A 15,347-nucleotide genomic window follows, 5' to 3' on the forward strand; every position below is an offset into this window, starting at 1 on the left:
CTCAGATACTCGCATTTTTGCGCATATCATCAAGCTGCCGCAATGATGAAAACAACAATTCCCGGTCTCGCAGATGTTCTTCGTAGAGAGACACGAAAATGGAATTCGTCGTTACATGTGGCTCAGGCGCGGACTGGGCGCGTCGCAAGCTGTTGTTGGCCTTGCGCTTGGCATCTTCGACTTTGGCAAGCAATTCCTGAAGCCTGCCGGAATTGCCAAACGCACGAACACCGGCTTCCGGTGCGCCTGAGGCGACTGTATTCGATGTCGAGTGGATCATGGTCTGCATCTCCAATGGCAAGATATAGAGCTGATCGTGGAGTCTGTTTATGATATAATGATGTTATAAAATGTACTAAATTACATTCTTGTGATGTTGTGTTTCGGGCATTGTTTTTAAGAATAATTCTATTTCTTGCTAGGAGCATTTTTAGCACTGTCGCCGCGTTGAAAACGAGGCATTCAATGCCAAAACATCCAGTGAACAAGGAAAATTCGCGTGGTAGTGCTGCGCTCGGACAGATTCCGGGATGCGCGGGCAGCTGGCATTTGAGACCGGGATATCAATCAGCGTCATGATTCATGAAGGGGAGCATATCGACCGTGTCGATTGTCGTCGGCTCGACGGGCTTGCCGTCTGGCTTGGCAAAAATCATCACTGCAAAACAGTAGATCAGAAACACTGCCACGCCGATAGCTAGCAGGCTGGCAAATATGAGTGGCCAATCAATCATGGCCGACACCTTGGCGCAGTTTGCGCGTCAACTCAACCGTCTGTTGCGATGGGAAAGCCTTAACGTTAGCCTGTAAAAGAGAGCGGCAGGTTTCGACCGGAGGCTGGATGTCGGAAATAAAAACGCTGGGATCCAGACGGGTCTACGAAAATCGTTGGATGAAGGTTCGCGAGGACCGCATTGTTTATCCGGACGGCAGCGAAAGCATTTATGGCGTTGTCGAGAAAAACGATGCCGCAATGATTTTCGCAATGGATGACGAAGACGGCGTCTATTTAGTGGAACAGTTCCGCTATCCCGTCGGGCGCCGCTTCTGGGAACTGCCGCAAGGGGCCTGGCAGGAGCAGGAGAACGTCGATCCGCTCACTTTGGCTCGCGGAGAACTGCGAGAGGAAACCGGGCTGACCGCTGAGGAAATGGTCTATCTCGGAGAGACTTACGAAGCCTACGGCTTTGCGGCTAACAAGTGCCATATCTTTCTCGCTACAGGACTGAAAATGGGAAAGCCCAACCTCGATGCCGAAGAGCAGGGGCTTATCTGCCGCCGCTTTCCTATCGGGGAATCCGTCGAGATGATCCTTCGTGGCGATATCAAAGATGCGAGTACTATTGCCGCCTTCGGGCTTCTGCGTCTGAAAGGGATTATCTGAAGCATACTGCGCGGTAACAGGGAGCGCCCACTGAAATCAATGGGGCAATCTCCACAGCAGATACAGGCCTACGACCGTTGAAAAAATGACGCCTGACCACAGCCAAATCTGATCGGCAAATAACAAGCGCGTCATTTTCTGTGGATCTCGATCCAGGTAATGCCGAAGACAACAGCGCTGACGGCCAGGATCGCTGTTAACTCAATCCAAAAAATCAACTGCATGGCGATGTCCTCCAGCATGGTTAACAAACAACTAATGAAAAGGTTCACTCAGCCGGTGAGTTTCATTGACATCATGACATCATGATGTCACTATCTCCTGATGAAAATCGCAGAAGATCATGCTCCGCTCTATGCCAAGGTGGAAACATCGCTGGCGGACGATATTTCAGCCGGCGCTCTGCCTGCTGGCAGTCAGCTTCCTCCAGAAGATCGCCTGATCGAACGTTTCGGGGTCAGCCGGACGACCGTTCGCAAGGCCATTGAGAATCTGGTCGCGCGTGGCCTTGTCGAAATTCGTCGCGGCAAGGGAACCTTCGTTGCCCAGCCCAAAATCACGCAGGAATTGACGGAGCTGACCGGTTTCGTCGAAGACATGCAGGCGCTTGGCCGCGCGCCGACGGCACGATTGCTTGACACGGAGATAGTGCCAGCCGATGCAGACGTTGCGCGCCAGCTCGCTCTGCCGTCCGGAGCTCTGGTGATGCGGATCCGGCGCGTTCGGCTTGCTGACGGCGTCGCCATGTCTCTGGATGAAACATATCTGCCACGTGAAATCGGTGAGAAGATTGTTACGCACGATCTGGACGTCGAGCCGATCTTCACACTGCTGGAAGACAAATATGATCTGCCGCTTGTCGAGGCGGAGTATCGGCTGGAGGCTGTCACTGCTTCGCCAGATGTTGCGGAGGCCCTCGCAGTCGAGCCGGGCAGCGCTGTCTTCCTGATCGAGCGCACGTCCTACACCGAGGGGCATCGGGCAATCGACTACGAAAAGCTTCACTATCGCGGTGATCTCATCAGCTTTGTCACTCGCCTGGCCCGGCGACCGCGCGGCCAAAGATAGCCGGGGGTGAAATGTTGGCTTTATGGCTGTTCATAGCGGCTTTCGGGGCAAGCGCGCTCGGTGGCGTGCTGGGCATGGCAAGCGGCATCTTCATCGTGCCGGCGCTTACGCTGTTTTTCGACGTGGATATTCACGTCGCTATCGGGGCGAGCATTGTTTCGGTCATCGCCTGCTCTTGCGGCAGCGCGGCTCCGCTTTTGAAGCGACGGCTGACCAATGTCCGGCTCGCGGTCGTTCTTGAGACGGCAACCACGCTTGGTGCGCTGACCGGCGTGCTTCTGATCGGAATCGTTTCGACTTCGGTTCTATATGGTTTGTTCGCAGCCATTCTGGTGCTTTCTGCAAAGCAGATGCTGGTACGGCGGCGCGACGAAATCGGCTCAGCGATGCCGGATGCGAAGAGCCTCGCCACAAGCCTGCGACTGCATTCCAGCTTTCCCGATCACATATCCGGGCAGGAGGTGCACTATCGCGTCGGCCATGTTCCGCTGGGCATGGCGCTGATGTATGGGGCAGGACTGGTCTCGGCCCTTCTGGGGATAGGCTCGGGCGTTTTGAAAATCCCGGCGATGGACACCGCCTTGAAACTTCCTATCAAGGTCTCGTCCGCCACCTCCAATTTCATGATCGGCGTGACGGCTGCTGCAAGCGCAAGCGCCTATTTTGTTCGCGGTGACATCGATATCGGGATCACGGGACCGATTGCGCTTGGTTCGGTCATCGGTGCGCTGGTCGGCGCTCGCCTGCTGATGAGCCTTCCAGCGGAAAAACTGCGCATCTTCTTCGTCGTGGTTCTCCTTGTTCTCGCGGTCCAGATGCTTCTGAGCGCTTTCGGTATAGAGATATTTAGAGGCTTAGAATGAAAGTTACCGCAGACGCCGGACGAGGGGACAAAATCATTGCAGCGCTTCTTTGGTATGGCACATGGTTCGCTTCTGCCTTGATCGCGGTCGGAGTCGTTATGACTTCTATTGAACCACCGTCGCTTGCACTGAACGGCTATGACATCGTGAAAGCTGGTATTGCGGTATTCATTCTCCTGCCGATCATCCGGGTCGCGCTGACGATGTATCTTTTTCTGCGCGAGCGTGATTACGTCTACACCGTCATTGCCGCAACGGTTCTGCTGATTATCGCAACCGGCATCGTCGTGGACTTTCGCTAATCCCGATAAATCGCGTGAAGCATAAGCAATATGGCTTGCATCGGCGTGCGTGGGCTGATTTTCTGCTCGCCAAAGCCGAAAGCATCGACCCTGATCTGTCGCACGCTCCGGACAAAAGCGGAGGGGACGGGATGGCCACTGGATTGGCAAAGCGACTGGCAGCATTCGGCATGGTTATCCTGCGCGAGGCGATCGGCGTCTACTGGACGCTCGTCAAGATCATGCTGCCGGTGATGGTGCTGACGCAGCTGGCAATCGAGATGGGCTTGATCAAAGCCATTTCTCCTGCCTTCGCTCCCGTCATGCAGTTCGTGGGGCTGCCGCCTGAAGCCGGTTTTGTTTGGGCTATGAACCTGCTGGTTGGCGTGTGGAGCGGGGCAGTGGTGATGTTCGCCGTCTTGCCGGTCGACACGCTCACCACAGCTCAGGTGACGATCCTCGGTTCGCTTTTCCTCTTCGCTCATGCTCTTCCCATCGAACAGCGTATCGTACAAAAGGCAGGCCCGCGCCTGATCGTCTCGACGCTGATACGGCTTGTTGGCGGACTTGCTTTCGCATGGGGGATCAACCTGATTTCCAGTCATACCGGCTGGCTGGCAGAACCGACTGCACCGAGCTGGGTGCCGGGCCATTACGATTCAAGCTGGAGCAGCTTCGTCACCGATACGGCCTCCACGCTGGTCTGGATATTTATCGTCCTGCTCGGTCTGGTGGCCGTGCTGAGAACAATGGACGCGCTGGATGTGACACGCTTCCTCAACCTGCTTCTTTCACCCTTGTTGCGCTTGCTCGGCATATCGAAAAATGCCGCTCCATTGACCGTGGTCGGGCTGGTGCTGGGACTGTCCTATGGTGGAGGTCTCATCATCCGTGAAGCACAGCGCGGACACATTCAGCCTCGGGACGTCTTTCTCGCGTCGAGTTTCATGGGGCTGTGCCACAGCCTGATCGAAGATACGCTGATCGTGGTGGCTCTTGGCGCGGATATCTATGTCGTCCTGTTCGGTCGATTGATTTTCTCCATTGTTCTGGTCGCGATATTCGCCAGACTTCTGCGCGGAACGGGCGACGCCTTCTTCTTCCGTTTCCTTTATAGGGATACACTGCACGGCAAATCCCGACTGCACTACGGGGCAACAGTTGAACAGCCGGCAGATTCATCGCGCTGAGCTATTATTTCATCTGACAAGCATCGTCTGGAATTTCATTCTTGAGCATTCTCGCTCGGAATGAGCGCATCGATGACACTGGCAAGCTGCATGTCACGTTCACCCGCCTCCATGGTACGCCTGAGTACTTCAAGCACAGTTGCAGCGGCGCTGCGGGCTGCCTCGATCAATGTATTCCCCCGCGTAAGCTTGGCGGTCAGAAGGCCGGTGAAAAGGTCACCAGTCCCCACAGGTACGATCGGCAGGCGCGGCGATATCAGTCGCGTGCGGGTCTCGTGGTCGAAGACGATGTTTTCCAGCAAGCCTTCAGGAGTGTCGGCAAGTTCGCAACTGGTCACAACCAGCTGCGCGCCGTGAAGTGCCTGCACACGCCCCGCCGCGGTTTCAAGTGCAGCCCAGGAGGTTACATCTGTCTGTGCGATAAGACCCAATTCGAACTGGTTGGGTGTCAACAGATCGGCTAGCGGAACAAGCCGTTCAACGATACATTCCACCACCTGATCGGCAACGAAGATCCCGAGGTTCATATCGCCCATGACCGGATCGCAAATGTATTTTATGTCGGGATTGATCTGGCGGGCGCGTTCGACGAACGCGGCGACCACATTCCCGTTTGCCTGAGAGCCGAGATAGCCGGAAACAATATAGTGGCTTGTTTCAATCAATCCGCGCTCTTCGACGCCGCGCAGAAGATCGCCGACCAGTTCGGATTCGAGAACCCGCCCGCGCATGGTTTCGAAATGCGGATTGTTGGACAGCAAGGTCGTCGGGACTGCAGCGACATTCAACCCATGGGCCTGCATGGGCAGAACCGCAGCGCTGTTGCCGACATGCCCGTGCACAACCTGGCTCTGGATTGAAATGATGGAAGTGGTCATTCCAGTGCTTTTGGCAGTCATTTTGCAGCTCCTTCGCTCACGCTCAATTCGGTCCGTTCACGACGCGGCAGACGACCGTTGAGAACGATATAGGCAACCAGTCCGATTATCAGTCCCCAGAAAGCACCGCCGATGCCGAAGAGATTGATGTTTGCGGCGGATGCGAGAAAGGTAATCAATGCTGCCTCGCGATGCGTGGGGTCTGACATGGCTCCAGCCAGACTGCTGCCTATCGTGCCCAACAGGGCCAGACCTGCGAGCGTTGTGATAAAGCTTGCGGGAAAGGCCATGAAGACAGCTGCGAGCGTCACACCGAATATGCCGACGAGAATGTAGAACACGCCCGCTGCAATACCGGCGATCCAGCGCTTGGATGGATTTTCGTGTGCTTCAGGCCCGGTCGCGATTGCTGCCGTGATTGCCGCAATGTTGAAGGCATGCGATCCGAATGGCGCCATGATGAGCGAGCCGAGACCTGTTGCGGTAACGATTGGATTGGCGCTGGTCTTGAAACCATCATTACGCAGAACCAGCATCCCCGGCATATACTGTCCCGTCAGTGTGATGAGGAACAATGGCAGCGCGACGGACAGCAGGGCATTGAGAGAGAATGCAGGCATGGTGAAGACTGGAGTTGCAAACTCCAGTCGCAGTCCAGACAGGTCGACCCTGTTTTGCAGAAGCAGGAAGGCCAGTCCGAGCACGAGAATGCCGACTACGGCGTAGCGGGCGGACAGCCGTTTCAAAACCACATAGGCAACAATCAGCAGTCCAACCAGCAACGGGTCGGTGGTGGTGCCGCCGAAGGCCCCTATTCCGAATTGCAACAGAATGCCGGCCAGAAGCCCTGAAGCTATGCTTGGTGGTATCAGCCGGATGACTTTCTCGAAATAGCCCGACACGCCGAGGATGACAAATGCGAGAGCCGAAATCATGAAAGCGCCGATTGCCTCGGCGTAGGATGTGGTGGCAAGTGCCGTTACAAGAAAGGCAGCAGCTGGCGTCGACCAGGCGGTGATGATCGGCTCGCGGTAGCGCCAGCTGAGATAAAGGCCGGTAAGCCCGACGCCAATCGAAACCGACCAAACCCAGGAGGCAGTCAGTTCCGGGCTCAATCCCGCAACCTTTGCGGCCTGAAAAACAAGAATGAATGTGCCGCCATAATTGACAATGACGGAGATTAGGCCCGCCACGATAGGATGGGCAAGGTCGCTCAAGCGGATCGATGACGTTGAAGCACGGGATGGTATCATCCTCAAAAACCTTCTGGGAATTGGGCACATGGCCTGCAAGTCGGGCTGAAAAGATTGATTGACAGTTAGCTGTTTAATGGCCTGATATGCCCATCCATTTTTGACAAAAGGACCAGTCCATTTGTTCAGGCATTCGCAACTTGAATCCGTCAAGGCTTGGATTGCCCACCCCGCCCATGCGGCAATGCCGCTCCATGCGCGTATTCAGCGGTCGATCCGGCAATTGATCATCGATGGTGCGCTGGGGCCGGGAAAGCCGCTTCCGGCTTCGCGCAGCCTCGCCAAATCGCTGGGTGTCTCCCGAGACACGATCGAAGCGGCTTATGCGCAGCTGCATGCAGAGGGCTTTATCGACCGCCGGGTGGGCAGTGGAAGTTTCGTGGCGCAGATAACGGAATTCACACCCGGACACAGCGTTTCCCAGCGCGAAGCGTTATTGCGCAATCAGGCGCCCAATCTGAGCAAACGCGGAGCAGCCATGTTCCGAAGCGGTGGTGTACGCGAGCTGCTGGCGCCACGACCTTTCGCTCACGGTGTTCCGGAAACACGAAATTTTCCGCTTCAGCTTTGGGAACGTCTGGAACGGCAGGTTTTGAAGGAAGCCGGCACGCAAGCGCTGCTGCATGGTCATCCGCAGGGGACAGAGCCATTGCGACGCGCTGTTGCCGAGTACATGAACCTGGAACGCGGAGGACGCGCGACACCTGACAGGGTGCTGATCCTCACCAGCTCGCAACAGGCGCTGACTTTATGTGCCAACATGCTGTTCGACCCCGGTGACCGCATCTTCATCGAAGACCCGGCTTATTACGGTGCACGCAAGGCGTTCGATGCTGCAGGCCTTGAATCCATTCCGGTCAATGTGGACGACCAAGGCATTGTGATCGAGCGGATGGTTGGCGAAACGCTCAAGGCCAAGGCCGTGTTTCTCACACCCTCGCACCAGTTTCCAACCGGCGCGACCCTGTCGCTGGATCGTCGACTGGCGCTGATCGAATGGGCCGCCCGCCAGCAGACATGGATTATCGAAGACGATTATGACAGCGAGTTTCATTACGCTGGCAAACCGACCGCCTGCGTACAAGGCCTCGACCGGCATGAGCGGACAATCTATATCGGCACTTTCACCAAATCACTCTTTCCGGGCCTGCGTATCGGCTACATGGTATTGCCGCCGCAACTGGTCAAACCGATGACCGTTGCGCGCACCCTGCTTGATGGGCATTCCGCACCGATGGCGCAGTTGACGCTTGCCCGGTTTATGGAAGGTGGACATTTCGGCGCGCATGTCCGGGCCATGCGCGGCATCTATGCTGAACGGCGCGATGTACTGGCCAGACTGATCGAGCGATATCTGGCGGATTTCGTCGAGCCGCATGTGCCTGCCGGAGGGTTACAGATGTCTTGTCTGCTCACCGGTGATTTATCTGAGCGCAATGCCGTCGCTGCAGCCCAACGTGTCGGTATCGAGCTCCTCGGTCTGTCCGGGCTTTACGCTGCCGGTGATGGAAAGGCCGGTTTTCTGATGGGGTTTGCAGCCTATACGCCGACAGAAATCGAGATCGCAGTTAAAAAGCTGGCGACGGCCTTTCGCGCGATCATGAAGCCATAGGTGTTCGAATGGTCAGCCGTTGAATGATCGTCATTACCGGATGACTTGGAAATTGGTCTGATCTTTGTGCTGGAAGTGGATGGGAGAACCAGACCATCTCCATGATACAAGCTGGCGGGATGGTTGCCATGTCGTATCCGCGCAGCGGCAAGCATTTGTATCGGCGCTTGAAGGGAGATTGGCGATGCAACTATCTGTCGAGCCGCAGCCGGTTGAGGGGCAGGCAATCAAAGACGAGATAGCGCGTTTCGGTGCTGATCCGACTTCTGTTTTCGCGAGCAATCTCAAAGAGGTTCGCGCGCGGATCGCCGCGGCTTGTCATCGCAGCGGACGCGACCCGAACGATGTGCGCCTTCTCCCGATCACAAAAACAGTTCCGGCTCGCATCCTGCGGCACGCTTATGCGGCCGGAATTCTCGATTTCGGAGAAAATAAACTTCAGGAAGCGCGCGACAAACAAACGGCCCTGAACGATTTGCCGATCCGTTGGAGCATTGTCGGCCATCTGCAGACAAACAAGGTCAAATATCTCGTTCGTCTTGCATGGGAATTCCATGCGCTGGATAGTTTCCGCCTCGCGGAAGAACTGAATCGCAGACTGGACGCAGAAGATCGTGATCTTGATGTTTACGTTCAGGTCAATACTTCGGACGAGGAAAGCAAATATGGGCTGCATCCGGACGATCTCATGTCGTTCGTGGCGCGCCTCTCAGAGTTTCCCCGCCTCAAACCACGTGGGCTGATGACGCTCGCAATTTTCAGCTCCGACACAGAGCGCGTGCGCGCCTGCTTTCGCCTGCTTCGTGGTCTGCGGGATCGTGTTGTTGATGTGCATCCGCATATGAACGGACTTTCCATGGGCATGTCTGGCGATTTCGAGGTTGCAATCGAGGAGGGGGCAACCGTGGTGCGGGTCGGGCAGGCCATTTTCGGTCCGCGTCCGACCAGCAATGGTTATTACTGGCCGGGTCTGGCTGCGGACGCCCACACTCAGGCTTCTGGCGGCCTGCGATAGCAGTATACGCCAGAAAAATGCGGGGTCAGGGTTTCAGGCTGATCCAGTATGAACCTTCAAACGGGACAGCCGCGAAACGCTGGTTAATTTCCGCCAGTGTCGCTTCGGGGCTGATATCCGCGAACAGTTCCGGTCGCAACCAGACGGCGAAGGCTTCTGCTGCCAGAACATTCAAGGGAACAGCATTGAAAAAGTTCCACAATCCATACACGCGCTTGTCGTTCACGGCCTTCAAACCAGCGCGGAAAGGATTTTTCAGGGCATTTGAAAGTGTGTCGCGCGCTTCCTGTTCGCTTACGCCCGGCCCAACCGAAAAACCGCTATACTTCCCGCCTGGGGATGAGGTGGCGATGTAAACTTGCGGGTCGGCGGCAACGATAAATTCGCTGCTGATCACCCCTCCCTGTGCTGGTCCATCTGCAGCAATATTTCGGCTGCCGGTCAATGTGATGAACTCGCCCATACTGGTTCGCCCGTAAGCGTAGCAGCATTGATCGGCATTGGGAAAGGCTTCCAGCAATACAGTCGGTCCGGCATCGCTCTTCGCCACCCGATCACGAATGCGGGCAATGCGCTCGTCGTAGAAGTCGGCAAAAGCGTTAGCCTGCTCCTCGCGGTTGAGTACCTTGCCCAGCAGGCGCATGTTTTTCGAAGTATTTTCGAGTGCATGATTGCCGAAGTCGACCACGAGCACCGGTATGCCCATTTTCTCGAGATAGGCGATCGCCTGCACGCCTTCATCATTGCGCATCTGCCAGTCTGAAAGAATGACCAGATCGGCTTTTACAGAAACGATTTTCTCGACCGAAACTGTAATGCCGTCGCCAATGATCGGCAGTTTTTCAATTTCCGGGAAGCGCTGTTTGAAGCCGGCATAGATTTCCGGATTGTCCCCCTTGAGGTCACCGGCCCAACCGGCCAGCACACTGACGGGATCTGGATGGACGAGCGACAACGCAATCAGATTGAATCCGCTGCCAAGCAATATGGATTTTGGTTGGGCGGTAATGGTGACTTCCCGGTCAAGCGCATCCTTGACGTGAATGGGATAGGTTACCTCTGCAACAGCGCTTTTACCGAGGGCCAGCCAGATTACAGTCAGACACACAACAAGACGGATCATTTCATTGCTTTCTAAGTTCGGGGAGCGCGCATAATTCACCGCATCCGGCAACGCCCGGCAGTTTATAGCGCAGGCAGCAAATCTTGCGCCGGCACAAATTGGCGCCATGATCTGTTTCTTGACGCAGACACCCAAAAAACGGGTTGCGCGTTCCATCGTCAAAAATCTGCGTTTCAAAAAGCGGGCGACATGGCCAGCCATCACGACAATGGTTTTCAGCTGCGCTGTTGACGGCGTAGTCGATATAGACCGCTGCATTATTCCAGGCGAGCTTCGGTGAGATGCCGGTGCGGTCTTTCAGGACTTGAACGACAGTGTTCAGATGGCTTTTTGCGACATGGCTGATAACCGTCATCACATCCGGCGCGTCACAAGCTTGCCCTTCGTGGGGCAAGCCAAAGGAACGTGGCAAGCCCTGATCATTGATGGCAATGGTCATATTCTCGAGCTCGACCGGAAGGGCCACTCCACTTTGTCGGGCGCAGATATAGGGAATGACCAGAAGCGAAAAATAATAGAGCGACCAGAACGAAGAAACCGCCCGCAGGTCGGCATCAGGATAGGCGGCTGCGCATTGATGCAGGGTTTTCGTCAGGAGAGGGCCGTACAGAAATTCCGACAGAGGCATGCTGTCAGTCATTTCGCAGGACAGCATCATACTATCGGCACACCATGCATTGTCACCATGGAACAGTGCTCTCAGGCCTTGGGGCCTGAGAGCTTGCAGTGCTTCATTTCTGGTATCGGCGCTTACCATGAATATTTCAGGCTGCCGACAACAGTGCGGCCCTGATCACGATAACAGAAACCTGCGGAGCAGACCGGCTTGCTGGTGTCGAACAGGTTGGTGGCGTTGACCTGCAGTTTGACACCTTCATAGTCCTTCTTGATCGCGCCAAAATCGAAATCAATTGCTGCATCGACAAAGGCGCGCGAACTGTTTTTCATAGTATTTTCGTCATTGCCGTAACTTGAGCCGACAAAACGGACACCTGCGCCGACACCCAGCCCGTAAAGGAAGCTGTTCTCAGGCAACTTATAGTGAGCCCAGGCTGACGCCATGTGGGTCGGTACAGATGAGATTTCATTGCCCACTGTTCCGTCCGGACCGTCCTTGATGCTGGTCTGCATGTAGCTATAGGACGCAATGAGGGAGAGGCCGTTGTCGAGACTGGTGCTGGCTTCCAGTTCCAGGCCGCGCGAACGCAGTTTCCCGCGCTGTACCTGAATGTTGGCCGGGCCAGCATCCAATTCGACCACTTCGTAATAGAGACCGTTGTCCTGATTGATGTTGAACAGGGCGGCCGTTATCAGGGTGTTGCTGTTGGGCAGCTGATACTTGATCCCGACTTCCTGCTGTTCGCTTTCCGTTGGCTCGAACGGATTGCCTGTTGCCCGGTTTACACCGGCATTGGGCGAAAAGGCTGTCGAATAGCTGGCATATGGCGTGATGCCCCAAGGTGTTTCGTAAGTCAGCCCGGCGCGCCATGTGAAGGCCTTGTCGCTCTGATCAAAATCGCTGGACGTGCCGGTTGCCAGATCGGTGTTCTTGGTGTCGGTGCTGACCCAGTCCTGACGACCGCCGAGGGTTATGGTCCAGGCATCATAGCGGATCTGATCCTGCAGATAGATGCCAGCCATGAGCTGGTCCTGAACGTCTTTTGTCTGGAAATCGATTGGCGCTACAGGGCGCCCCATGGACGGATGTCTGGTATCCAGCGGTGGCGTATAGCCATACCCGTTCAATCCCTTCCATTGCAGCTTTGTCAGGTCTACGCCGGCCAAAAGCGTGTGCTCGAAATTGCCGGTATCGAAGCTTGCTTCCAGTTGATTATCGATTGTGAAACTGGTCAGCCGCTCCTCAAAAGTGCCTGCGCTGCTGTCGAGCAGTAACGGATCGATTTCATTGGCCTGATAGGCAAAGGCCCAGTCGGCTCCGATCTTGGTCGATGCAAGGCGAGCATTCTGGCGGAACACGAACGTGTCGTTGAGGCGGGTTTCAAATTCATAACCGACACGCCCCTGCGTTTGTACTGAGTCATTGAAGGCAGTGTTGCCTGCAAAAATGTCGGATACCTTGCCCGTTACGGCATCGTAATAATAAGCGGCAGTGCCGCCGGTTTTGATGCGGGAGAACTCGCTGAGGATTGTCAGGCGCGTGTCTTCGTCGGGCTTCCACGTAAATGCCGGTGCAATGTAAATACGGTCGTCGGGAACCGAGGGTTGTTCGGTATCGGCGTTGCGCCAAAGCCCTGTCAGGCGGTAGTAAAGTGGGTCGCCTTCCTTGACCGGGCCGGAGAGGTCGAACTGGGTCTGATAACGATTATTGGTACCGTACTGGACCTGTACTTCGTGAAGCGGGGTTTCGGTCGGGCGCTTGCTGATCAGGTTGAACAGGCCACCGGCACCGGAAGCGCCGTAAAGGGCTGACGATGGGCCGCGCAGAATGGAAACGCCTTCCAGGCCATAGGGTTCAGTCTTGAACAGCGCCGAGCTTGCTCCGGGCTGGCGCAGATTGTCACGAAAGACACCGGTATAGGTGACGTCGAAGCCACGCACGGTGAAGGAGTCGAACCGCGGATCGAAACCAAAGCCGCCAACGCGTGCACTGGGCGTATAGGCAATGGCGTCGAGCAAGGTCTGCGGATTGCGATCTTCAAGCTGCTGTTGGGTGACGGACGAAATGGACTGCGGGGTCTGCACAAATGGCGTGTCGATCTTGGCGCCGGTCGCACTGCTGCGCGCCACATAACCGTCCGCATCGATCACGCCGCCGCTGCCGCCGTCGATCACAATCTTGTCGAGAACGATTGCACCATTCTCCGTTGGAGAGGCAGTGGTCTGGTCCTGCGCTATTGCCGTGGCGGCAAGAGCAATCAGGGATGTACCAGCCAGAATTGTACGGCGAAGAGGCATGCAATCGGAGCGCATATAGAATATTCCCAACATGATTTTGACAATCATGAGTGATATATTCATGTATTGGTGCTGGCAAGAAATTACATGATTAAAAGAGTCATGTTTGTTGGTTTGTAGTCATCCTGCAACACTCCCACTTTTGAAGCGGCGAAAGACCGGAACAGGTGTATGAGCGCATGATGTTCAACCGCTCATTTGTCGTCTTGGTGAAGGTCACGATGAATTCTGGCAAGGTGATTGGTTCCGGTGCAATCTTCTCACTCTGCGGACCGGTGTGGTGCGATCAATGTGGGTGAGCATGATAATGGCAAGCACGTCAGGTCACGACCACCGGCGTCAGCGCTAGCATGGGTTATCATCTTGCCAGAGAACTGACTGTCGGGGCAGCTTCGGCTGTGGTCGTGATGATAGCGATATTGGCGACAAAGGGACAAGCAGCACTGCTTGAATATCGTGGTCTGATAGCTGCAGACGGGGACCGTGAACACGGTTTCCTGGTCAATTTCAAGAAGCGGTTCTGATAACGGAGGCGGCATGTTCCGCCTGTCCATCCTTATTTTATTTGCATCGGACGGCTCTCAGGTCAGTCAGTGTGTCACGTCGTTACGGACAGTTCGTCGAAAGGCACTTGACTGATGTATAGCCATTCGGCTATGTATCAACGCATAGCCAATTGGGTATGAATTGAGCGATGACTATGCGAGACGAAGTTTTCAAAGCTTTATCCGATCCGACCCGACGGTCGATATTTGAACGACTTTGCCGAGAGGGCGAGAAGACGGTTACGGTTTTGACTGCAGGAACGAGTGTGTCCCAGCCGGTCGTCTCAAAGCATCTTGCCGCTCTCAAGAGGGCAGGCCTCGTCAGTGATCGTCACGAGGGGCGCCAAAGCCACTACAGGGCCGAATACACGGCACTAATTCTACTGATCGATTGGGCGAAAGAGTTGAACGGTTTTTGGGAGCAGAAGTTCGATGCCCTTGAAGACCTGTTGAAGAGGATGGATCAATGACCGAGATATCAGATGATGTGCGAACGGTAATTGTTGAGCGTGAAATGCCTCATCGGCCTGAAAAGCTCTGGCGCGCATTGACGGAGCCTCACCTCATCGCGGAATGGCTGATGAATAATGATTTCGCTCCGACCGTAGGCCATTGTTTCAAGCTCAAAGGTGAGTGGGGCGGGGTGCTGGATTGTGAGGTTCTGGTGGTCGAGCCGAACAGGCGGCTATCCTACACCTGGAACCACACCCATGAGGACGAAGCATACAATCTCAGAAGTATCGTAACATTGACTTTGATACCGACCGCCACCGGGACACATCTGCGGATGGAACAGTCGGGCTTTATGCCGGGTCAGAAACAGGCCTTTCACGGTGCACATCATGGATGGCGAAATTTCCTTGAAAAGCTCGATGCCGTCGCCGCTGATTTGGACTGAACCTGCTCCTAGAGAGAGTGCCGCAAAACATAATGAGCTGGAAGGAGCTGGAGTTCAGCCAATGTGGTTGGCGAACTCCATAAGGAGAAGCACATATGGTCTTGAATAAATCCATACGCCAAATTCACCGCTGGTTGTCGATCATATTCACGCTTACCGTGATTGCGAATTTCGTCACTATGGCGTTCGGGCAGCCTCCGGTGTGGATCGTTTATTCTCCGCTTCTACCGCTGTTTATATTACTCGCAACCGGGCTGTATCTGTTTATTCTGCCCTATACTCTGAGACGGGGTGAGTGAAGCCTTTAAACCTGTTCGATAG

18 protein-coding genes are annotated in these 15,347 nt (G+C 55.2%); 11 read left to right on the plus strand and 7 right to left on the minus strand.

Translation table 11 applies throughout. The annotated features are described in order from the left end of the window. Position 1 precedes the first annotated feature (1 nt). Both KWJ32_RS00120 and KWJ32_RS00125 read right to left on the minus strand, forming a co-directional pair. On the minus strand, positions 2 to 280 hold the full coding sequence (locus KWJ32_RS00120) for a hypothetical protein (RefSeq protein WP_010659332.1): 279 nt from the start codon (positions 278 to 280) through the stop codon (positions 2 to 4). A 283-nt stretch (positions 281 to 563) separates the two neighbouring features. Then, positions 564 to 734, minus strand: coding sequence for a hypothetical protein (locus KWJ32_RS00125; protein ID WP_155243286.1), 171 nt, complete (start codon positions 732 to 734; stop codon positions 564 to 566). On the opposite strand from KWJ32_RS00125, the gene KWJ32_RS00130 reads away from it, so the two are divergent. The 5 genes from KWJ32_RS00130 (at position 719) to KWJ32_RS00150 (ending at position 4,786) form a co-directional block, all read left to right on the plus strand. Beyond that, complete coding sequence (locus tag KWJ32_RS00130) at positions 719 to 1,384, plus strand: NUDIX hydrolase (RefSeq protein ID WP_235906884.1); 666 nt, start codon at positions 719 to 721, stop codon at positions 1,382 to 1,384. The genes KWJ32_RS00125 and KWJ32_RS00130 overlap by 16 nt on opposite strands. Before the next feature lie 324 nt (positions 1,385 to 1,708). Then, the gene (locus KWJ32_RS00135; protein WP_151610406.1) at positions 1,709 to 2,452 is read left to right on the plus strand and encodes a GntR family transcriptional regulator; all 744 of its coding nucleotides are present in this window, start codon (positions 1,709 to 1,711) and stop codon (positions 2,450 to 2,452) included. Between the two features lie 11 nt (positions 2,453 to 2,463). Next, a complete protein-coding gene (locus KWJ32_RS00140; RefSeq protein ID WP_029930000.1) occupies positions 2,464 to 3,315 on the plus strand; it encodes a sulfite exporter TauE/SafE family protein in 852 nt (283 codons plus the stop codon). Further along, complete coding sequence (locus tag KWJ32_RS00145) at positions 3,312 to 3,617, plus strand: DUF1634 domain-containing protein (RefSeq protein ID WP_043062254.1); 306 nt, start codon at positions 3,312 to 3,314, stop codon at positions 3,615 to 3,617. Before KWJ32_RS00140 ends, KWJ32_RS00145 begins: the two co-directional genes overlap by 4 nt. Positions 3,618 to 3,748: 131 nt before the next feature. Beyond that, positions 3,749 to 4,786 carry a hypothetical protein gene (locus KWJ32_RS00150; protein WP_029930003.1) on the plus strand — a complete coding sequence of 346 codons (1,038 nt, stop codon included), beginning with the start codon at positions 3,749 to 3,751 and terminating at the stop codon, positions 4,784 to 4,786. A 35-nt stretch (positions 4,787 to 4,821) separates the two neighbouring features. On the opposite strand, the gene pdxY is transcribed toward KWJ32_RS00150, so the two are convergent. Further along, positions 4,822 to 5,685, minus strand: a complete 864-nt coding sequence (pdxY, locus tag KWJ32_RS00155; protein WP_029930005.1) for a pyridoxal kinase — start codon at positions 5,683 to 5,685, stop codon at positions 4,822 to 4,824. Next, positions 5,682 to 6,917, minus strand: a complete 1,236-nt coding sequence (locus tag KWJ32_RS00160; RefSeq protein ID WP_010659325.1) for a benzoate/H(+) symporter BenE family transporter — start codon at positions 6,915 to 6,917, stop codon at positions 5,682 to 5,684. The genes pdxY and KWJ32_RS00160 overlap by 4 nt, the downstream gene beginning before the upstream one ends. A 121-nt stretch (positions 6,918 to 7,038) precedes the next feature. Here KWJ32_RS00160 and KWJ32_RS00165 point away from each other — a divergent pair, with 121 nt between their 5' ends. Both KWJ32_RS00165 and KWJ32_RS00170 read left to right on the plus strand, forming a co-directional pair. Then, the gene (locus tag KWJ32_RS00165) at positions 7,039 to 8,529 is read left to right on the plus strand and encodes a PLP-dependent aminotransferase family protein (protein WP_151610405.1); all 1,491 of its coding nucleotides are present in this window, start codon (positions 7,039 to 7,041) and stop codon (positions 8,527 to 8,529) included. Positions 8,530 to 8,713: 184 nt separating this feature from the next. Continuing rightward, positions 8,714 to 9,544, plus strand: coding sequence for a YggS family pyridoxal phosphate-dependent enzyme (locus tag KWJ32_RS00170; protein WP_151610404.1), 831 nt, complete (start codon positions 8,714 to 8,716; stop codon positions 9,542 to 9,544). A 25-nt stretch (positions 9,545 to 9,569) separates the two neighbouring features. On the opposite strand, the gene KWJ32_RS00175 is transcribed toward KWJ32_RS00170, so the two are convergent. Genes KWJ32_RS00175 through KWJ32_RS00185 form a run of 3 tightly spaced genes read right to left on the minus strand, consistent with a single transcriptional unit; the run spans position 9,570 to position 13,598 of the window. Continuing rightward, positions 9,570 to 10,667, minus strand: a complete 1,098-nt coding sequence (locus KWJ32_RS00175) for an ABC transporter substrate-binding protein (protein WP_036577601.1) — start codon at positions 10,665 to 10,667, stop codon at positions 9,570 to 9,572. Between the two features lies 1 nt (position 10,668). After that, positions 10,669 to 11,424: a siderophore-iron reductase FhuF gene (gene fhuF, locus KWJ32_RS00180; RefSeq protein WP_012093457.1), complete on the minus strand. Its 756-nt coding sequence runs from the start codon at positions 11,422 to 11,424 to the stop codon at positions 10,669 to 10,671. Next, positions 11,418 to 13,598: a TonB-dependent siderophore receptor gene (locus KWJ32_RS00185; RefSeq protein WP_151610403.1), complete on the minus strand. Its 2,181-nt coding sequence runs from the start codon at positions 13,596 to 13,598 to the stop codon at positions 11,418 to 11,420. Before KWJ32_RS00185 ends, fhuF begins: the two co-directional genes overlap by 7 nt. A 335-nt stretch (positions 13,599 to 13,933) precedes the next feature. Between KWJ32_RS00185 and KWJ32_RS00190 the strand changes: the two genes are divergently transcribed. From KWJ32_RS00190 to KWJ32_RS00205, 4 genes are all read left to right on the plus strand, one after another. Beyond that, a complete protein-coding gene (locus KWJ32_RS00190) occupies positions 13,934 to 14,107 on the plus strand; it encodes a hypothetical protein (RefSeq protein WP_155269270.1) in 174 nt (57 codons plus the stop codon). 170 nt (positions 14,108 to 14,277) lie between these two features. Further along, positions 14,278 to 14,598, plus strand: a complete 321-nt coding sequence (locus KWJ32_RS00195; protein ID WP_151610402.1) for a metalloregulator ArsR/SmtB family transcription factor — start codon at positions 14,278 to 14,280, stop codon at positions 14,596 to 14,598. Continuing rightward, positions 14,595 to 15,026 (plus strand): SRPBCC domain-containing protein, encoded by a 432-nt coding sequence (locus tag KWJ32_RS00200; RefSeq protein ID WP_010659317.1) that lies wholly within the window; start codon positions 14,595 to 14,597, stop codon positions 15,024 to 15,026. Before KWJ32_RS00195 ends, KWJ32_RS00200 begins: the two co-directional genes overlap by 4 nt. A 95-nt stretch (positions 15,027 to 15,121) precedes the next feature. After that, positions 15,122 to 15,325 carry a hypothetical protein gene (locus tag KWJ32_RS00205; RefSeq protein WP_010659316.1) on the plus strand — a complete coding sequence of 68 codons (204 nt, stop codon included), beginning with the start codon at positions 15,122 to 15,124 and terminating at the stop codon, positions 15,323 to 15,325. Positions 15,326 to 15,347: the final 22 nt, after the last annotated feature.

It is taken from the genome of Ochrobactrum sp. BTU2, from assembly GCF_024539785.1.
GTDB classification, from domain to species: Bacteria; Pseudomonadota; Alphaproteobacteria; order Rhizobiales; family Rhizobiaceae; genus Brucella; species Brucella anthropi.